This window comes from Brevibacterium atlanticum (genome assembly GCF_011617245.1).
Classification (GTDB): Bacteria; Actinomycetota; Actinomycetes; order Actinomycetales; family Brevibacteriaceae; genus Brevibacterium; species Brevibacterium atlanticum.
The window spans coordinates 3,708,304-3,727,917 of record NZ_CP050152.1; the positions used below are offsets into that span (position 1 = coordinate 3,708,304).

Annotated in this window: 15 protein-coding genes and 1 riboswitch; of the genes, 8 read left to right on the forward strand and 7 right to left on the reverse strand. The window is 66.1% G+C overall.

The features are described from left to right. Nucleotides 1-423: 423 nt before the first annotated feature. From GUY23_RS16515 to GUY23_RS16525, 3 genes are read left to right on the forward strand one after another with little or no spacing between them, the layout of a single operon-like run. Nucleotides 424-1,488 (forward strand): TRAP transporter substrate-binding protein, encoded by a 1,065-nt coding sequence (locus GUY23_RS16515; RefSeq protein WP_166974391.1) that lies wholly within the window; start codon nucleotides 424-426, stop codon nucleotides 1,486-1,488. Further along, on the forward strand, nucleotides 1,485-2,111 hold the full coding sequence (locus tag GUY23_RS16520; protein WP_166974394.1) for a TRAP transporter small permease: 627 nt from the start codon (nucleotides 1,485-1,487) through the stop codon (nucleotides 2,109-2,111). Before GUY23_RS16515 ends, GUY23_RS16520 begins: the two co-directional genes overlap by 4 nt. Beyond that, nucleotides 2,104-3,414 carry a TRAP transporter large permease gene (locus tag GUY23_RS16525; protein ID WP_166974397.1) on the forward strand — a complete coding sequence of 437 codons (1,311 nt, stop codon included), beginning with the start codon at nucleotides 2,104-2,106 and terminating at the stop codon, nucleotides 3,412-3,414. Before GUY23_RS16520 ends, GUY23_RS16525 begins: the two co-directional genes overlap by 8 nt. A gap of 230 nt (nucleotides 3,415-3,644) precedes the next feature. Here GUY23_RS16525 and GUY23_RS16530 read toward each other — a convergent pair whose 3' ends face one another. From GUY23_RS16530 to GUY23_RS16540, 3 genes are all read right to left on the reverse strand, one after another. Continuing rightward, nucleotides 3,645-4,214, reverse strand: coding sequence for a DUF805 domain-containing protein (locus GUY23_RS16530; protein WP_166974400.1), 570 nt, complete (start codon nucleotides 4,212-4,214; stop codon nucleotides 3,645-3,647). A gap of 226 nt (nucleotides 4,215-4,440) precedes the next feature. After that, entirely contained in the window at nucleotides 4,441-5,739 is a 1,299-nt protein-coding gene (locus GUY23_RS16535; RefSeq protein WP_166974403.1) for an MFS transporter, read from the reverse strand. A 61-nt stretch (nucleotides 5,740-5,800) separates the two neighbouring features. Continuing rightward, nucleotides 5,801-6,337 (reverse strand): MarR family winged helix-turn-helix transcriptional regulator, encoded by a 537-nt coding sequence (locus GUY23_RS16540; protein ID WP_166974406.1) that lies wholly within the window; start codon nucleotides 6,335-6,337, stop codon nucleotides 5,801-5,803. A gap of 154 nt (nucleotides 6,338-6,491) precedes the next feature. Further along, nucleotides 6,492-6,620, forward strand: a riboswitch (FMN riboswitch). A gap of 115 nt (nucleotides 6,621-6,735) precedes the next feature. On the opposite strand from GUY23_RS16540, the gene ribD reads away from it, so the two are divergent. The 4 genes from ribD to ribH all read left to right on the forward strand — a co-directional run bounded on the left by ribD (nucleotide 6,736) and on the right by ribH (nucleotide 10,631). Beyond that, nucleotides 6,736-7,812 (forward strand): bifunctional diaminohydroxyphosphoribosylaminopyrimidine deaminase/5-amino-6-(5-phosphoribosylamino)uracil reductase RibD, encoded by a 1,077-nt coding sequence (ribD, locus tag GUY23_RS16545; RefSeq protein WP_228282478.1) that lies wholly within the window; start codon nucleotides 6,736-6,738, stop codon nucleotides 7,810-7,812. Between the two features lie 16 nt (nucleotides 7,813-7,828). Continuing rightward, nucleotides 7,829-8,557, forward strand: coding sequence for a riboflavin synthase (locus GUY23_RS16550; protein ID WP_166974409.1), 729 nt, complete (start codon nucleotides 7,829-7,831; stop codon nucleotides 8,555-8,557). Then, complete coding sequence (ribA, locus tag GUY23_RS16555; protein WP_166974412.1) at nucleotides 8,550-10,013, forward strand: GTP cyclohydrolase II; 1,464 nt, start codon at nucleotides 8,550-8,552, stop codon at nucleotides 10,011-10,013. Before GUY23_RS16550 ends, ribA begins: the two co-directional genes overlap by 8 nt. 147 nt (nucleotides 10,014-10,160) lie before the next feature. Then, entirely contained in the window at nucleotides 10,161-10,631 is a 471-nt protein-coding gene (ribH, locus tag GUY23_RS16560) for a 6,7-dimethyl-8-ribityllumazine synthase (protein WP_166974415.1), read from the forward strand. A gap of 167 nt (nucleotides 10,632-10,798) precedes the next feature. On the opposite strand, the gene poxB is transcribed toward ribH, so the two are convergent. Continuing rightward, nucleotides 10,799-12,514, reverse strand: coding sequence for a ubiquinone-dependent pyruvate dehydrogenase (poxB, locus tag GUY23_RS16565; protein ID WP_166974418.1), 1,716 nt, complete (start codon nucleotides 12,512-12,514; stop codon nucleotides 10,799-10,801). Nucleotides 12,515-12,820: 306 nt separating this feature from the next. On the opposite strand from poxB, the gene GUY23_RS16570 reads away from it, so the two are divergent. Then, nucleotides 12,821-13,900, forward strand: coding sequence for a Fic family protein (locus GUY23_RS16570; protein WP_166974421.1), 1,080 nt, complete (start codon nucleotides 12,821-12,823; stop codon nucleotides 13,898-13,900). A gap of 15 nt (nucleotides 13,901-13,915) precedes the next feature. Here GUY23_RS16570 and GUY23_RS16575 read toward each other — a convergent pair whose 3' ends face one another. The 3 genes from GUY23_RS16575 to GUY23_RS16585 are packed head-to-tail and all read right to left on the reverse strand — an operon-like array spanning nucleotide 13,916 to nucleotide 19,309. Next, nucleotides 13,916-15,082 carry an MFS transporter gene (locus GUY23_RS16575; RefSeq protein WP_166974424.1) on the reverse strand — a complete coding sequence of 389 codons (1,167 nt, stop codon included), beginning with the start codon at nucleotides 15,080-15,082 and terminating at the stop codon, nucleotides 13,916-13,918. After that, a complete protein-coding gene (locus tag GUY23_RS16580; RefSeq protein WP_166974427.1) occupies nucleotides 15,069-16,430 on the reverse strand; it encodes a Wadjet anti-phage system protein JetD domain-containing protein in 1,362 nt (453 codons plus the stop codon). Before GUY23_RS16580 ends, GUY23_RS16575 begins: the two co-directional genes overlap by 14 nt. Next, a complete protein-coding gene (locus tag GUY23_RS16585) occupies nucleotides 16,427-19,309 on the reverse strand; it encodes an ATP-binding protein (protein ID WP_228282479.1) in 2,883 nt (960 codons plus the stop codon). The genes GUY23_RS16580 and GUY23_RS16585 overlap by 4 nt, the downstream gene beginning before the upstream one ends. Between the last annotated feature and the right edge of the window lie 305 nt (nucleotides 19,310-19,614).

A 19,614-nucleotide genomic window follows, 5' to 3' on the forward strand; every position in this document is an offset into this window, starting at 1 on the left:
GCCTCTGACTTGTTACCCTTCGGTAACACCAGTGAATTCTCTCATAGAAGGGCATTGACGAGCCACAAGTGTCGGCAATCGCACACCGTCGTTCCAGCCTGTATCTGGCCCAAGAGAAGACCGCACCACTGGCGACTATTCGCACACCGGACGTCATCACCTCTCGCCGGCGACACTTCATACCGGTGCACCGGTGCGAAGCAGCGCCAGCAGTCCGTTCTGCAGACAGCCGTCAGCAGCGAACAGGCGACCGAGTACGATGACGGTCGGAAGTCTCAGCACATACGTCCTTGCCGAATGACGGCGGCTCGATGGACCTGACCGGTCCTTTCGTCGCACGTTGCCGCCCGGGGACGTTGCGCTCGACCCCGACCCCGTCACGACCCGCCCACGGTCCTGAGAATTTCAAGGAGGAGATCCCCCGTGGACCCATCTGCGCCGAGTCCCCTGCGCGGCAGACCCGTCGACCGACGCGGTCTGTTCGCTTTGGCGGGTCTGCCGCTGCTGCTGGCCGGCTGCACGACCGCCGGCACCACCTCGGCGACCAGGGGCGGACAGTCGGTGTCGGACATCAGGTTCTCCACCTTTCTCACCCCGGCATATGAGGATCTCTATCCGGGTATCGAGATGTTCGTCGACACCGCGAAGAAGACCGAGGGTGTGAGCATCGATCTCTTCGACTCCGGCAGCCTGCTCAATGCCGAGCAGACGGTCCCCGGTCTGCTCCAAGGAGTCGCCGATATCGTGGTGCAGACGAGTTCCTACGTCTCGACGAGCTACCCCATCCTCGGCGCCTGCGAACTCCCCTTCGTCAATGATGGCTTCGACCAGATCCGACGTGCGCTGACCTTCGACGGACCGCTGATGCGCCTGATCAACGACCATTTGCGGCCGCGTGGACTCGTCTCACTCGGTTCGATGCCGACGCCGGCCGAATGGCTGTTCACCGTCGACCGCCCGATCGAGAAGCCCGAGGACGTCCGCGGGCTGCGGATCCGCACGGCCGGTCATGTCGAGGGGCAGACGATCCGCGCCCTCGGCGGCTCCCCGGTGTCCCTGTCATCGGCCGAACTCTACGAAGCACTCGAACGGGGCACGATCGACGGCATGGTCAGCTACATGGGCACCGTCATCTCCCGCGACCTGCAGAAGGTGCTCAAATACGGAACCGAGGCGCACTTCGGCGACTACAGCGTCGACGCCTACGCCAATGTCCGGTGGTATGACAGCCTTCCCGCCGCAACCCAAGAAGCGCTGGTCGCCGGCGGTCGGGCACTGGCCGAGGATGGAACCGCCCACGAGGTTGCCGTGAACGAGAAGGACTACCGCGGTCGAATCGAGGACTCGGGAGTCGCCATCCTCAGCCTCGACAACGCCCAGACCGCGAAATTCCGGAAAGCCACGGAACCGGTCCTCGACTGGTGGAAGAAGAAGGTCGGCGATCCCGAACTGGCCGACCGCGCACTGACGATGGTGAGGTCGGCATGAGCTCCGGGGACAGGCAGCGGCCGATCGATGACCAGGCAACCACCTCGCCGAGGCGGGAGAACCGTATCCTCGGACCGATCGCCGACGGCCTCGTGCGTGTCACCGCGGCGATGAGGATCTTCTCCGGACTCATCATCGTCGCCGTCATGCTCATCACCGGCTACGACGTGATCATGCGCTACCTCTTCGCACGTCCGCTCGAGTGGTCCCTGCCGGTGAGCATGCTCGGACTCGTCATCATCGTGACGTTCGCGATCCCGAACATCGCGGCGAGCCGGTCTCATATCTCCATGGACCTCTTCTATCGGAAGTTCAGCCCGCGCGGACAACTGCTCGCTGACATCGTCACGACGGCCGTGACCCTGCTCTTCAGCATCGTGGTCGGCCTCACGGCGGCCGGTGCTGCAGGGAACTTCCTCGTCGCCGGCCTGCAGACCTCGGGCAGCTTCAACCTTCCGGTGTGGATCGACTATGCGGTGTTGGCCATCGGGCTGCTCGTTCTCGCTCTGGTCGTCATCCTCTTGCCGTGGCAGTCTCATTCCGCCGCAACGGACGCGAACGCGCAGAGCTCCACCCACCCGACCGGCTCCACCAACCCGACCAAAGGGGACGCCGATGACTGAAGCGCTCGTCGTCACCGGGGCCGTCATCCTGCTCTTGGCGCTCATCTTCATCCGCACACCGATCTTCATCGCCCTCGGCGTCTCCGGACTGTTCGGACTCTTCCTCGTCGGAGGGGTCGCCGGCCTCGAACAGGTGCCGATCGCCTTCGTCAGCCAGCTGGAGAGCTATTCTCTCGTCGCAGCGCCCATGTATATCCTCCTCGGCGAGATCCTTGCCGTCGGCGGCCTGGGGCAGGCGATCTTCCGGGCCGCACATGCCTGGCTGGCCAGAATCCCCGGCGGCCTCGCTTTGGCCTCGGTGGGGTCGTCGACGGTCTTCGGCGCGATGTCGGGAGTCTCGATCTCCTCCGTGGCGGTCGTCGGTCGCATGGCCGTTCCCGAGATGCTGCGACGCGGGTACAACCCAGGTTTCGCATCCGGATCGGTCGTCGCCTCTGGCGCGCTGGCGATGCTCATCCCGCCGAGCCTCATGTTCATCCTCTACTCGTCCATCAGCGGCGCGAGCGTCGGCCAGCTTTTCGCCGGAGGGCTCATTCCCGGGCTGCTGCTGGCCGTGCTGATGATGGGCTTCGTCGTCCTCGCTGCGACTCTGAAGAAGGATCTGGCTCCGCGAACGACTGAAACCGTGTCGTGGTCGACCCGCCTCAGTGCACTGTGGAAGATCGCCCCGGCCCTCGTGCTCATCCTCATCGTGCTCGGTTCGATCTACACGGGAATCGCCACCGCCACCGAGGCGGCCGCCATCGGTGCGATCGGTGCTGCCCTCATCGTCGGCCTCATCGACCGGGCGCTGACCTGGACGAACATCAAGAGGATCCTCGTGGAGACGACGAAGATCTCCGGCAGCCTGCTCATCATCGTCGGCGCCGCGTTCGCGTTCACCCAGCTCCTCGTCGTCGTTCGCGCCCCCGAGGTCCTCACCGGTGCCGTGGGTGATCTGAGCCTGCCGCCGACGCTCATCGCCATCATCGTCCTGCTCATAATCGCGCTGCTCGGCTGCTTGGTCGATGCCGCGTCGCTGCTGCTCGTGGTCACCCCGATCGTCCTGCCGATCTTCGAAGCGCTGGGCTATGATCCGATCTGGGTGGGTGTCATCCTCGTCGTGACACTGGAGACCGCAGTGATCACGCCTCCCGTGGGACTCAATCTGTACACGATGAAGTCTGTCGTGCCCGAACTCGACATCGGCGACATCGTCAAGGGAGCGGTACCCTATCTGTTCATCGAGTTCGCCCTCATCGTGCTGCTCGTCTGCGTCCCGGCGATCGTCACCTGGTTCCCGAGCATCGCGGCGGCGACGTAGAGCCTGGAGCGCTGCGACTGAGGGCCGGACAGCAGAACGCCCCATTGGCAGCACAACGCCCCGACAGCACGAAACCGCCCCGTCCGCGTCACTGCATACCGTTGCAACGGTGTGAGGTGACGCTGACGGGGCGTGATACCCGAGCAGCTGCAGGAGTTAGCGACAACGAGGTGTGAGACTCTCGCAGCTCGAGGAGCCGTCAGCGGCGGAGCGCAGCGCTCCAGCCAGATTCAGGCGTCGAAGCGCTGACCCTCGGGCTTCGAAGGCATGAGGCACAGGACCAGAATGACGGCTCCGCCGACCCCCGTGAGCCAGATCAGGAGCAGCAGCGCAGAGAAGCCGGCGTCATGGAAACGGCGAGCGGCAACGGAGATAAGCGGAAGGATCGTTCCCAACACTACGACGGCGAACAGAATCCCGCCGATGCTCATGAGCGCGATGGCACCGCCAGAGGGAGTCGGATTGTAGGGATCCGCAGACGCCGAAACCGACATCATCACGATTCCGACGATCAGCAGAATATAGGGAATCAGCCCGGCGAGGATCAGGAACAGGTAGGAGAACCAGAACTCGCTGCGCGAGGCGCGTCCGGAGAACTTCGCGTAGTTCTTGAAGAAGCGCTTGACCGCCTGACCGAACTTCGCACCATAGAGCGGAAGGGAGAGGTCGTCGGGGCTGGACGCACCGAGCGGTGCTCCACCGTAGCCCGGTCCGCCGTATCCGGGGGCGCCGGCGCCTGGCATTCCTTGGCCGGGAGCTCCGGGCCCTGAGTTGTATGCTGCGTTCGCGTCGTAGGACATGATGGCCTTCGTTTTCGGGAATGAGTCTGTCGTGAGCTTCCTGCAGCAGCGGACCGGAAGTTCTCAGCCGCTTGGCAGGTAGCGCGATATCAATTCTGCACTACTCTTCCCTGTTCTGCAGACTTTCCCCGTGCCAGATCTGCAACACAGGCACCAACGTACCCTGCGCATGAGCCGACGGCGCCCGAGGAGTATCTCCTCGGGCGCCGATCCGAAACGGTTGTGCTCAGGCGTCTCCGCCGGTCAGCGCGTAGGCTTCGTCGACCGGCGTCTCGTCGATGTGGCCATCGACGCGGCGCAGCGCCTTCCAGCCGATCGAGAGGACGACGACCGAGAGCAGGACCACTCCGGCACCGAAGAGGTACGGGGCTCCGGCGCTGATCGATTCGGACACGGAGCCCGCAACGATCGGGGCCACGGCACCACCGACGAAGCGCACACCGGAGTAGGTGCCCGAGGCGACGGGGCGGGGCAGGTCGCTGACCTCCATGGCCGATTCGGTGAACACGGTGTTGAGCACACCGAGCAGCATGCCGGCAATGACGATGCAGACGACGAGGCCCGTAAGGGATTCGACGAGGAACGACATCACACCGAGCAGAACCGCGAGCGCGACGAGGGTGACGATGAGGCTGCGACGACGTCCCATCCGCTTGGTCAGCAGGGGAGCGCCGAACACCGAGGTGATCGCCACGCAGATGCCCCAGCCGAAGAACACGTAGCCGAGTCCCATGGCGCCGAAGTTCTCGATGCCCATCTTCGCGGCAGCCTCCTCGACGGGGAACGGGCTGTAGGCGAGCAGGATGAAGAAGCCGAAGTTGTACATCAGCGCGGAGACACCGAGCACCGCCACGCCTGGGCGGGCCAGTGCGCGGAAGGTCGCGCTGAGCTTGATCGGCTCAGCGGAAGCTCCGTTCGAACTCGTTCCTCCCGGCAGCAGCACGACGATGGCGATGAAGCCGATGGCCATGAGGACCGCGGTGCCGAAGAACGGTCCGCGCCACGAGATGCCGCCGAGCAGTCCACCGAGCAGCGGGCCGGTGGCGATGCCGACGCCGAGAGCCGCCTCGTAGAGGATGATCGCCTTCTCAGCGCCACCGGAGGCAGCGCCGACGATCGTCGACAGGGCGGTGGAGATGAAGAGCGCGTTGCCCAGCCCCCAACCGGCGCGGAAGCCGATGATCTGGTCGACGGAGCCGGAGAACCCGGCGAGCGCGGAGAACGCGACGATGAGGATGAGACCGACGAGCAGCGTGGTCTTCGCGCCGATGCGCGAGGACAGGTAGCTGGTGAAGAACATCATGCCGCCGGTGATGAACAGGTAGCTGGTGAACAGCAGCATCGACTGGGCGGGCGTGGCGTCGAGTTCGGCCGAGATCGCGGGCAGGATCGGGTCGACGAGGCCGATGCCCATGAACGCGATGACCGCGGCGAAGGCTACAGCCCAGACGGCTCGCGGCTGATGCAGAATCGACGCCGATCCGCCGTCGTCCGGCGCTGTTTCGTTCTCTGTTGACGCTCTCATGCGGTGTCCGCGACCTCTTTCCTGTGGTGCAGTGTGTGGTTCAGTGGTTGTCGCGCCCGGTTCAGGCGGGCTCGACGTCTGTGGATCCGGCGCCGTCCGACGCAGTGCCGTCCAATACGGTGTCTCCGACCGCATTCTGGGGCCCGGCGTCGTCGATCCCATCGACCGGGTGACGGTCCTTGAGGAAGGCCGACACGAGGCCGAGCGCATGATCGACGCTCAGCCGCTCCTCGGGCGAGAGGGATTCGAAGTAGGGCTCCATCTGGTCGATCATGATCGAACGGTTCTCGGCCAGTCGCTCCCGTCCGGCGTCGGTGAGCGAGAACTGCGACGCCCGCCCGTCGGTCGGACTCGCCTCTCGGAGCACGAGTCCGGCTTCCTCGAGTCGCGCGAGGAGTTTCGTCGCCGCCGGCTGCGAGCTCAGATACCCTTGCGCGAAATGGCCGACGCGAACAGGCTGATACTGCTCGACGACGGCGAGCGCCCGCAGGGCCGCCAAGGAACTCTCGTTGCCGATCACGCGTCGAAACGCTCTGGTCAGGCGAGAGGACACGACGACGAGTCGCGAGACGAGCTCTGCCGAATTCACATCATCCATAACTCATTTATATACCCAGGTTATGCAGTTTCGCAACCGCTCCCACCCCGCATCCCCTCCAGTCGCACGTCCGAAACTCCCCGACCCCACCCACGTGTGTCAGCATGTGACGGACGCCACCACCACCTCGGCGATGGTCGTGCTAACCTGGCCTCACATGTTCCGGGGACGGTGAAATTCCGTACCGGCGGTCATAGTCCGCGACCCGCTCGCATTCGTGCAGGCGGTTGATTCGGTGAGATTCCGAAACCGACAGTCAGAGTCTGGATGGGAGGAGCATGGTGGCCTCGGCCGCTGTGTTTCGGTGCATTCGACCGCACCGTCGCACGCATCCGAGACACCCTGATGGTTGCACCCGCAATATCCTCCCTCCCGGCGACGGCTCGGGAGGTTTTTTCATGGGCGCGGAGTTCACGGCCCCAGCGGAGTTCACCGAACTCGAATCCACGGCGATGACCGCCGCCCTCGAGGCTGCCCGCGAGGGCGTCCGTGGGGCGAATCCGCTGGTGGGCGCCGCAATACTGACCGCAGATGGGCAGATCGTGACCGGCCATCACGCCGGCGCCGGCACTGCCCACGCCGAGGTGGACGTCATCACCACCGCCCACGACCTCGACATCGATCTGGCCGCCTCGACGCTGTTCGTCACGCTCGAGCCCTGCTCCCACCAGGGGCGGACCGGGCCGTGCACCGAGGCGATCATCAACGCCGAGATCCCCTCCGTCGTCTTCGCCGCCGACGACCCGAATCCGGTGGCCGCCGGCGGCGGGCAGACCCTCGCCGAGGCGGGGCTGAGCGTCCGTTCGGGCCTGCACCGGGAGGACTCCCGCGCCCTCAACGACCGGTGGGCAGCCGCCACCGCCGAGTCCCGCCCCTTCATCACGGTGAAGATCGCGCAGAGTCTTGACGGCGGTGTCGCCGCCGCCGACGGAACGAGCCGGTGGATCACCTCGGCCGAGTCTCGGGCGCACGCCCATGAGGTCCGCTCCCGCGTCGATGCCATCCTCGTCGGCACGGGTACGGCGTTGGCCGACGATCCCCGGCTCAATGCCCGCGGCGCCGACGGGTCAGCTCTGCCGCACCAGCCTCGACCCGTCGTACTCGGCACATCGGAGCTGCCGGCCGAGTCCTTCCTCGCACTCAACCCCGACACCCTGCAGCTGCGCACACATGACGTGGGCGAAGCGCTCGACCGTCTGTTCGCCGAGGGTGTGCGGCACGTCCTCGTCGAAGGAGGACCGCGCATCCTCGGGTCCTTCTTCTCAGCCGGAGTGGTCGACGAAGTCTTCTGCTATCAGGCGCCCCTGCTCATCGGGCCGGGCCGTCGCAGCGTCGAGGGCCTCGACATCGCCACTCTCAGCGATGCCCTGCGACTGGTCCCCGACGACACCGAGGTGCCCGCAGTCTCTCGCCTCGGTCCTGACTTTCTGCTCCACTTCGCCACGGAGAACCCGCGGACCACCACTCACCACTGAAACACTACGGAGGCACATGTTCACCGGAATCATCGAAGGACTCGGCACCGTCGAGGCCATCGACCACACGAACGACTCGGCCGTGATCACCATCGACGCGGGCGAACTCGTCGCCGATCTCGACCTCGGCGGATCCCTCGCCGTCAACGGAGTCTGCCTGACCTCGACACGGAGGGCCGCCTCGGCGAATCCGGGTCACTTCACCGCCGAGGTGATGGGCGAGACCCTGCGCCTGACGGGGCTGGGCACCCTGACCACGGGAGACCGGGTCAACCTCGAACGCTGCATCCCCGCCTCGGGGCGCTTCGACGGCCACGTCGTCCAGGGCCACGTCGACGGACGCGGCGAACTCGTCGACCGCATCGACCGCGCCGACTGGTCGACGCTGCGCATCGCGATCCCCACCGAGCTCGCTCCGCTGACTGCGGTCAAGGGATCCATCGCCCTCAACGGAGTGTCCCTGACTCTGACCGCGGTGTCCGAACCCAGCGAGGAAGCCGCCTGGGTCGAGGTCGGACTCATCCCGGCCACCCTGGCCCACACGACGTTCGGCGAACTCGAGGTCGGCGCGGCCGTGAACATCGAGGTCGACGTGCTCGCGAAGTACACCGCGCGCCTCCTGTCCTTCCGCGTCGGCGACGACGCCCAGACCGACTCCGGGGTCCCCGCCGACCCCGGCCCCACCTCGGCGAACTCATCAACGCCGACGCACAATCGCACACAGCAAGGAGCCGATCATGACTGATTCTCTCGCTCACGCCAGCCGCCTCGACCCGATCGAGAAGGCGATTGCCGCCTTCGCCGCGGGCAGGCCCATCCTCGTCGTCGACGATGAGGACCGAGAGAACGAAGGCGACCTCATCATGGCCGCCGAGTTCGCCGACGCGGACACGATGGGCTTCTTCGTCCGGTACACTTCGGGCGTCATCTGCGCCCCGATGACCGGCGACCGCGCCGCCGCGCTGCAGCTGCCGCCGATGGTTCTCGACAACGAAGACCCCAAGGGCACCGCGTATACCGTCAGCTGCGATGCCGTGGGCGTGACCACCGGGATCAGCGCCGCCGAACGCGCGCAGACCGGGCGGGTGCTCGCCGCCGCCGATCCGGTCCCGACGGCGATCTCGCGGCCTGGTCACGTGTTCCCGCTCATCGCGAAGGACGGCGGAGTCCGCGAACGTCCCGGCCACACCGAGGCGGGGGTGGAGTTCGCGCGTCTGGCCGGCGCCCAGCCGGTGGCGATGATCGGCGAGGTGGTCTACGACGACGGATCGATGATGCGCTTCGATGCGGTCCGCGACTTCGCCGATGCCCATGGGCTGGTCATGGTCTCGATCGAGCAGCTCATCGCGTACCTGGAGGAGCGGGATGCGCGCGGCGAGTCCGCGGAGACGGTCGGCGCGACGTCGGCGGCGGTTGCCTCGACGGCTGCCTCGGTGGGATCGTCTGCGACCGGATCCCCGGCTGACTCCTCAGCGGCCGGCTCCTCGGCGCCCTCCTCCGCTCTTTCGACCTCGGGCGACGAGCCCCTGACCACCACGGCCGAGGTTCCTCTGCCCTCGGAGCACGGGAGCCTGCGGGCGCGCGCATTCACGATCGACGGGCACGACCACCTCGGCGTGTTCGCGGGGTCTCTCGATTCGACTGTCGACGGACCCGCTCCGCTCGTGCGGGTGCATTCGGAGTGCCTGACCGGGGATGTCTTCGGTTCGCACCGGTGTGACTGCGGGGAGCAGCTCGACCGGGCGCTCGACCTCATCACCGAGCACGGCGGGGCGGTCATCTATCTCACCGGGCATGAGGGGCGCGGGATCGGGCTGAGCAACAAGCTGCGCGCCTACGCTCTGCAGGATCAGGGACGGGACACCGTGGATGCGAATCTCGACCTCGGATTCGCCGATGACGCGCGCGACTACCGGGCCGCCGCGTCGATTCTGCGCTCGCTCGGGCTCACGCGGATCCGCCTGCTGACGAACAATCCGGCGAAGACCGCGGCCGTTGAGGAACTGGGCATTGCCGTCGAGGCGGTCGTGCCGCTCGAGGTCGCGGCGCGTCCGGAGAACACGCACTACCTGGCGACGAAGCGCGAACGCATGCACCATGCGCTGACGCTGCCGTCTGTGACGGGCACGCCGGCTTCCGGCATAGACTCCGCCGGCGGGGATTCCTCTCGCAAAGATTCCGCCGGGGCCGTCGCCAGCTGAGGCGGCGGCTTCCCTTACGGCCGTGCGCCGATTCTGTGTACACCGGCGCACGGACTCGAATCAACGACAACTTCGCACCACGGACGCATTCGGCCCACCCGAATCGCCACCACCGGCTCTTCCGAGCCCAGAACAAAGGACACCATCATGGCCCACTCCGGAGCACCCGAGCTCACCGTCGATGCCGCCGACCTGCGCGTCGCCATCGTCGCCGCTTCCTGGCATACCCAGATCATGGACGGACTCGTCGACGGGGCCCAACGCGCCGCCGCCGAGGCCGGTGCCGACGCCACCCTCATCCGCGTGCCCGGCAGCTTCGAACTGCCCGTCGCCGCAGCCCGGCTGGCCCCGCACTTCGACGCGGTGGTCGCTCTCGGCGTCGTCATCCGCGGCGGCACCCCCCACTTCGACTATGTCTGCCAGGCCGCCACCGACGGCCTCAACCGGGTGGCCATCGACTCCGGCACACCCGTGGGCTTCGGCGTGCTCACCTGCGACACCGAACAGCAGGGACTCGACCGCGCCGGACTGGAGGGCGCCCAGGAGGACAAAGGCCACGAGGCCATGACCGCGGCCCTCGTCACCGCGCAGGCGCTGGCGCCGTACTCGCTCGGCTGAGGCGGGAAGTCGAAAGTGGGGCCGCGAAGCGGGCTCAGGGGTCTTCTGACCCTCTCCCCTGCTTACCAGCCGGTTAGGTGTGGCGAAAGGTCTGGGATCTCCGTGGATTCCAGACTTTTCGCCACACCTAGCTCGCTCATGACCCCGGGCCTGCCCGAACCCCAGCCTCAGAACAGCTGGCGGAAGTTCGTCCGGGCGAGGTCGACGAGCTCGTCGCCCTTACCCGAGAGCACCGTGCGGATGGCGTAGAGGGCGAAGCCCTTGGCCTGTTCGACGGTGATCGACGGCGGCATCGACAGCTCCTGGCGTTCGGTGACAACGTCGAGGACAGCGGGTCCGTCGTAGGCGAGGAACTCCTTGACCACCTTCGGCAGGTCCTTGGACTTCTCGACACGGAAGCCCTTGATCCCGACCGCCTCGGCGATGGCGGAGAAGTCGGGGTTGGCCAGGTCGGTGCCGAAGGTGACGAAGCCGGCGGCCTTCATCTCCAGCTCGACGAAGTTGAGCGAGGAGTTGTTGTACACGACCGTCTTCACCGGCAGCTTGTTCTGCGTGAGCGTGATGAGCTCACCGAGCAGCATGGACAGTCCACCGTCGCCGGCGAGGGCAATGGTCAGCCGGCTGTCGAACGCCGACTGCACGCCGACGCTCTGCGACAGCGCGTTGGCCATCGAACCGTGGCTGAAGGAGCCGATGAGGCGGCGCTTGCCGTTCATCGTCAGGTAACGGGCCGCCCACACCACCGGCGATCCGACGTCGGGGACGAAGACCGCATCGTCATCGGCCATCTCGTCGATGAGCCGGGTCAGGTACTGCGGGTGGATGGTCCGCTTCGACGGGGTCGCGAGCTCGTCGAGATCCTTGCGGGTCTTCGCATAGTGCTTGGTCATCGCCTTGAGATGCGTGCTGCTGCGGTTGGGTTTGATCTGCGGCAGCAGGGCCTCGACGGTGTCGGCGACCGTGCCGACGAGCGGGATGTCGACTTTCGTGCGCCGCCCGATCTGGGAGCCGCGTACATCGACCTGGATGACGGTCGCGTCCTCGGGGTAGAACTGCTGGTAGGGCAGGTCGGTGCCGAGCATGAGCAGGGTGTCGCAGTCCTTGAGCGCGGCGTACCCGGAGGAGAATCCGAGCAGGCCTGTCATGCCCACATCGTAGGGGTTGTCGTACTCGACGAACTCCTTGCCGCGCAGCGAATGGACGATCGGCGCCTGCAGCTTCTCGGCGATTGCGAGCAGCTCGTCGTGGGCACCCTCGGTGCCGGCACCAGCGAGGATCGTCGTCTTCTTGCCCTTATTGAGCGCCTTCGCCGCGGCCTCGATCTGGGATTCGGCCGGGATTATGTGCGACGGGTAGCCCTTAACCACCTCGGCGGCGGCATCGATCTCGGACAGGCCGATGTCACCGGGGATGACGAGGACGGCGACGCCGCGCTTCTCGATCGCCTCGCGCATGGCGATGCGCAGCAAACGCGGCATCTGATCGGCGTGGGCGACATGTTCGACGTAGACGCTGCACTCGCGGAACACCTCGGTCGGGTGGGTCTCCTGGAAGTAGTTCGAGCCGATCTCGTCGCTTGGGATGTGCGCGGCGATGGCGAGGACGGGCACACGAGAGCGCTGGGCGTCGTAGAGTCCGTTGATGAGGTGGAGGTTGCCCGGACCGCAGCTGCCCGCACAGACAGCGAGTTCACCGGTGAGCGCAGCTTCACCGCTGGCGGCGAAGGAGGCGGCTTCCTCATGGCGGACATGCACCCATTCCAGTTGCGGATTGACTCGCAGCGCATCGGTGAAGCCATTGAGCGAGTCTCCCGGGATGCCGTAGACGCGCTTGACTCCGCTGGCGACGAGGGTATCGACGATGTTTCTTGCGACGGTGGGCATTGACTTCCTTCCGTTGAAACACGAACGCCGGGGCACTGCCACGGTACCCGGCGGGGCTGCCCGCGATGGGGCCTTGACCTCGCCCTCAGTCTAGCCCCGCACACCCGCACCGAGGCTGTCCGATTCCTCACGCTCGCCTGCGGGAATACGCGGGAGCAACCTCGCCGAGGTGGCCCGCCGGAACGTCCGCACCTGCACTCGATCGACCCTGAAGAACATGACAAGCGATTTTCCATATCTCCGAAACGTGTAAAAAATTCGGCCAATTTTTTACACGTTCCCTGAACCTGGCAATAGACTTGTCATATGTGGACACCGACTGAGCCATACAATCAACTGCGAGAACCACCGATTGAGAAGCTCGAATCCCGCGAGGTCCTCAAGGCGACGACAGAGGCACGAGCCGGCCTGGCCGCGCTCGACCAGGCAATCCACCGCCTACCCAATCCGTCGATACTGCTCAACGCGGTCACGCTGCTTGAAGCGCAGGCGAGCTCGGAAATCGAGAACATCGTGACGACTACCGACGAGCTGTTCCAACTTGCCTCGGTAGAGAGTGCCCATGCCAACCCTGCAACACGCGAGACACTTCGCTACAGAACTGCACTGTACACGGGGATCGAGGCACTGGATTCTCGCCCTTTGTCCACCATCACTGCGACACAGGTCTGTTCGAGCCTCAGCGGCCGGGACATGCGCATCCGCGATCTTCCCGGCACATTCATCGGAGACCCAATCGCACACACCATTCGGTACACTCCACCGGACGGTCCCAGCGTCATCGCCGATAAACTCGATGACTGGGAACGCTTTGTGCACGGGGACCACAAGCTCGACCCTCTGGTGGTCATGGCGGCAGCTCACTACCATTTCGAAGCCATTCACCCATTCCCCGATGGGAACGGTCGGACCGGAAGAATTCTCAACATCCTCATGCTGATCGAATCCGAACTGCTGCGGGAACCGGTGCTGTATCTTTCCCGATACATCATCGAAAACAAAAATGAGTATTACCGACTTCTGCTCGCGGTCACGAGAGACTCTGCGTGGGAAGAGTGGATTCTCTTCATGCTCGAAGCAGTCCGCCAGACAGCAAACCTGACGCTTGATCTCATCGACAAGGTCCAAGGGCTTCAAGACGATTTCCGCTCCGAAATGAAGACGAAGACTGCAATCGGCGCGAACTCCGACGTGCTCGACCTGTTGTTCGAGCGCCCCTATTGCCGAATCGTCGATGTCATCGAACGTGGGCAGGTCTCTCGACCAACTGCTTCCAAATGGCTGAATGAGCTCGTGTCTCAGTCGATGTTGGACACTGTCAAAGTGGGCAGAGACCGTCTATTCATCAACTCGCGACTGCTGAAAGTTCTATCTCGACCCATCTGATTCCCAAATCCACCATCACGTCCGCGCCGACAGCACCGTCGCCAGAGTGAGCAGGCCAGCCATGGTCACCGCCATCATCGGGTACCCGCCGAGCATTCCGGCCAGCGCCGGGCCCGCCACCGGGGCCAGCGCCGTGCCGGCGGTGATCGGGGCGACGAAGACGCCGTTGACTGCCCCGAAGTTCTTCGTCCCCCACCGGTCGGAGACCGCCTTCGCCTGCAGCAGGGTCATGCAGCCGCGCACTCCCCCGGTGACCATCGCAATGCCGATGAGCAGCCAGATCGGGCCGGGCACGAAGGCGAGCAGCCACAGTCCCACCGCGCCCGCGGCGAAGAGGATGACCGTGCGCGTCCGGGTCGACGAATGCCTCTCGAGGCTCGGGTAGCCGAAGCGTCCGGCCACCTGCCCGAACCCGACGAGCCCGAGCGCGATGGCGGCCAGACTGTAGCCGGCTCCGCGTTCGATGATGAGCGGGATGATGTTGATCGTCACCGCGAAGAGGGTGAAGGTCGCGAACGCCACGGCGATCTGGAGGGTGATGAACCGGGGGTGGCGGGTGACTGTGCGCAGTTCGGCCCGGCTCGGGCGTTCGGTGCGTTCGGCCTCCTCGTCGGTCCAAGATCGGTTGAGGAAGAACAAGTGCATCGGCAGCGCGAGGACCGCGAGCAGCCCCGCGAGGACGCCATAGGTTCCGCGCCAGCCGAGTGCGTCGATGAGCCAGGCGATGATCGGGGCGAACACCGTCGAGGCGAGCCCGCCGACGAGCGTGATCATCGTCAGCGGCTTCGTCCGCTCCGGTCCGTACCAGCGGGTGATGACGGCGAAGGCCGGCGGGTAGAGCGTCGCAGCCTGCGCGAAGCCAGCGAGGATCCAGGCGGCGAAGAAGACAGGGAGGTTCGGGGCGATCGCGACGAGACCGAGTGCCACGACGCCGATGAGCGTGCCCGTGCCCATGATCAGCCTGGGCCCGTGGTCGTCGAGCATCCGCCCGACCGCAGGTCCCATGAGCGCGGAGACGATGAGGCCGAGAGTCAGTGCGGCCGTGACGGTCGTGTGACTCCATCCCATGTCCGCGGAGATCGGCGTGACCGCGACCGGCAGCGAATAGTAGAGCAGGCCCCAGCAGACCAGCTCGGCCAGGCACAGCGCGGTCAGTCCTCCGCGCGGCCTATCGGTGACCATCAGGTCCCTCGCCGAGGTGGCCCGCCGTCGTATCCCCGACCGCGGACTGCAGCCGGTTCAGTGCCGTCTCCCAGGGGATCCGTTCCTGTTCGAGACGGACGTTGCCTTCGGTGCGGAGGCGGTCGAGGGTGCGAGTTTCGGAACCGGTCAGCCGTGGGAGCGTTCCGGTGCTCGGCTTCGGTTCGGGCACCCACAGGTCTTCATGCGCAACCAAAGTGGCCTCGTCCATGAGCACGGATTCGACCGTGGGCAGGTGACTGCGGAGGCGGTTGAGGATCGCGAAGCCGTGCGAGTCGAGGTCGCCCCAGTAGATGGTGCGGGTTCCCGCGATCCAGTCGAGGCGAGCCACTTGGTCGACGGCATAGCCGGATCCGTGCACGGCCACCGCGTCGGGCCAGGCCGGCATGGCGAGCACGGATTCGAGGTTCTCGAAGACGAAGACCACCTTCGGCAGCAGCGGCAGGCGACTGATTTGGGAGATCGGTGCGGTGATGTCGGCGAGGCGGCCGGAAGGTAGGTCGGCACTCGCGGAGGCGGTGCCTGAGCCGGCGACGCATGGAGTCGCGACGCTCGGGGTCGCAACATCTGCGCCGGGAAGCAGCGCCGGGTCGAGGATGCGCAGACGCAACCGCGGTTCGGCATCGAGGACGGATATGGCGTCGGCGTGGCCGATCCCTGCAAGCAGTGCGGTGACGAGACTGCGGTGAGCCTCGAACCATTTCGAATCGACTCCGCGGATGGGCAGCTGCCGAGGTCGCAGCGAACCGAGCCGGTGGCCGCGCAGCCAGTCGACGACGTCGACCACTGTGGTGAAGGCAGCATCACCGAGCCCGAGAATCCGCTTCGCCTGTGTTCGGATGGCTGTGGCGAGGGCGTCACCGGCCGCATCCTCGTCACTGTCCGGATCACCATCACCGTCCGGCAACTCGTCTCGGGTCCGACTCCCGCCGGCATCTGCGAACCGCCGCCGGATCGACGCGGCACGATCGCGCAGTCGCCGCCAGTCGCGAGCGATTTCGCCGCCGACGAAGGCAGCCACCTCGTCGGGCGTCGTCAGGCGCAGTCGGATGGGGACACGTTGGCGGCCGATGCGTGCCCAGTTGCGTTCCTCCCAGTCGATCTCGAGTCCCGAGGCAACGGTTCCGCTCGCCTTCTCATCAACGGCCCGCCAGCTCGCGGCCCAGTCGGCTGCGGCATTCTGATCGGCCAGCACCTGTTTCTCCGTCGGCGGCTGGAGGGCGAGCTCGACGCGCACTTCACCGACCGCCTCCGCCGCCCAGGCCGCCATCGACGAGGACAGACGCTTGCGCACCTGTGCCCGAGCCTCGGCGACGGAGAGCATGGTCATCGGCCGTCGGACTCCTCGAATTCGAACTCAGCGGAGGTGTCGGACGCACTCTCGGCAACCGCCTCGGCGGGGGATTCGTCCTTCTCGTCCCACACCATCGTCGAGGTCAGCGTCTTCTGTCGGCTCGGGTTCTCGATCGAGGTCGCCGCCCCCACATAGGGTTCGATCGTCTGCAGCAGCTTCTGCGGGGTGGCGAGCACCATGTGGAAGCCGAACTCGATGAAGATATCGAGCGCCATCCGCGTATACCGGGTGTCGGCCTTGTCGAAGGCCTCGTCGAGGATGATCGTGCCGTACTTCGAGATCGCCTCGTCCGGGTCGGCCAGCTGATAGCGCAGCGCCGCGGCCAGGCAGAAGATCACGAGCTTCTGCTGCTGCCCGCCGGACATCGCCGCACCCGAATCGTAGGTCGCGTGCGCACGCCCGTGGTCGTCGATCTCCTCGGCGAGGAAAGACACATGCAGCCGCGTGTCCAGGCATTGGGTCTTCCATACCTTGTCGACGTGCTCGCTCGAGGCGAATCGGCGCATCACCTCGGCGAGCGTGTCATACTTCTTCTCCGCGGTCTCCATATCGTCCTCACCCCAGCTGCCGGCGGCGACGAAGCGCAGATCGGCGATGAAGGCGTTGACGGTCTCCGACCGGCGCGTCTTGACCTTCAGCCGCAGGTACCGGTCCTCGTCGAACTGCGACCGCAGCAGCGACGAGTTGATCGGGGCGACCCGGTCCTCGATCTCGCGCGGGGCTGCGTGGATCTCGTTGAGCAGCTCGCCGATGAGGTCGCGCGAGCGCTGCTGGAGCAGCTCCCGGAACCGGTTCTCATGATCGGGCAGACCGTGCGCCTCGATCTCATCGAGCATCGCCAGATACGCTCGCCGATCGTCGACCTCAGCTGTGAGCTGGGAGGACACAGACGGCCATGCGGCCTTGAACTCCGCGGCCAACCGGGTCACGGACTGACCGGCCCGGCTCGCTTCGGCCTGGGCTCGGTCCTTCTCCTCCTGCAGGGTCTGCGAGACCTGCTGCCCCACCTCGGCGAGGTTCTCCCGCTTGATGCTGCGTTGGATCTTCCGGAACCGGGCATCCAATTCCTCGCCGAGGTGGCCGTCCACCTCGGGGATGCGACCGGCGTTGACGTCGTCTTCGATCCGGGTGATGCCCGACCGCAGCCCCGTCGATTCCTCGTTCGCCCGGCGCAGGGCGTAGTCGGCCTCGGAGCGTGCGGTCTCGGCGGCGTCCTTGGTCGCCTTCGCTTCGCGTTCGGCACCGATCGCCTGCTGCAGATCACCGTCAGCGTCTTCGAGTTCGGCCAACTGACGTTCGAGTGTGGCGACCTTCTCGGCGGCGCTGTCCCGGTCGACGTCACGCCAGGCCTGTTCGCGGATGCCGGCGAGGATGCCGCGCCGGCGGTGGGCCTGTGCGGTCTCCGCGTCAGCGGCGGCGACGACCTGTTCCGCCTCCGCCAGCTCCGCCTGGGCTTCCTTGAGTGATTCGATGAGGGCCTCGAGTTTGGCTTCCCGATCGCCGAGGACCCATTGGCTGCGGTCGTCGATGCGACGGCGGTCGTCCTTCTCGTACCGCGTGCGTGAGGTCTTGATCTGGCCTTTGACGGTGACGGCGCGGGGGTGGTCGTCGAGTTCGTCGGGGTGGTCGACGCAGGCGAAGTCGAAGCGTTCGGACAGGGTGGACCGCACCCAGTCGCCGAACCCAGTGTCGGACACATGCACCTTGTTGACCAAGGATTTCTCGCTGCCAACGGGGCGGGGACCAGGCACGGTGTGCGGGATCTCCTCGAACACGAGACGGCCGCGGATGTGGTGGGCGTCGACCCACGTGCGCACCGCGGAGAGGTTCTCGGACCGAACAAGGACGGTCAGCGCCATGGGACGCAGCACGCGTTCGATCGCCCCGGTCCACCGCGCCTCGTCAGGGTCGACCTCGATGAGTTCGGCGGCGAAGGGCAGGGACTTCTCGCTCAGCCCGGTGCCGGCGGCGAGTTCTGAGCGGATCGCCATGAGGTTGTTCGGCACAGTCGAACCCGAGCGGCGCAGGGATTCGATCTCGCCTTCGAGTTCGCGGACCCGGGCACGAGCCTGGGAGAACCGGTCGTGGTCAGCGTGGCTGGGGCCGGCGACCTGGGCGTCGTCGTCGAGGCTGGCGGCGATCTGGGCCTGGAGTTCGGCGAATTCCGCGGCCGTGGTCGGGGCGGAATCGATGCCGGCCTGTTCGAGCTGGCGGGCCAGTCCGGCCCAGCGTTCGGCGATGGCGCGGCGTTCGGTCTCGGCGGAGTCGATGCGCTGCTGGAGGTGCTCGGCCTCCGAGCCTCCGAGTTCGAGGGTGGCCCGCCTCGCCAGGTCATATTCGTCGACGGCGGCGGTGTAGTCGCGGCCCGCCCGATCGGCGGTGACTTCGAGTTCGACGATCCGCCTCGTCAGAGCCGAGAGGTCGGTGCGGAGGATGTCGAGTTCGCGGCGCTTCTGATAGGGCAGCAGGGATTCGCTCAGTGCGATCGACTTCGCGGCGATGTCGTTGGCGGTTTCGAAGCTCGCGGCGGCCTCGCGCAGCTGCTGCAGGTGGTCGCGCTGTTTGCGCAGCTGGACGACATGGTCGTGGGCATCCTTGAGGTCGCCGAACTGGGCGACGGCGGTGTCGGCGAGGTCGAAGGTCGCCGGGGTCTCGAGCATATGGTCGCGGAAGAGCCGGTCGAGGCTGTCGAGGCTCTTGGCCGACTGGGTCTTGTGCAGCAGCTGGAGGGCGGACTCGTCGGCCATGCCGAAGGTCTTGCGCATCCGCGCGTAGAACTTTCCGTGGTGACCGTTCGAGGTGACCATCGGGCCGGTCGGCTTTGAGCCTACGGGTTTCGAGTCCTGAGCGGGCATAGTGCTGGAGTTCGGCGAGGTCGAGTTCGGCGCGTTCCCATACACACGCGTCGGAGAGGTCCGTCGTCTTCGTGCCCGAGCCCTTGATGAAGAAGAGTCGGGCCAGGGACAGCGGTCGGTCGGTGCCGTTGTCATAGCGGAGGATGATGCCCGACCAGGTGGCACGGGGGCGCAGGTATTTGCTGACGACCCGGTCCTCTTCGGTGTCGGCGGTCCGGGTCCAGGCCCCGCGGACATAGCTGACGAGGCTGCGCTGGTCGAGCCGGGCACCCGCGGTCTGGGCCGCGACGTTGAAGCGCAGCCAC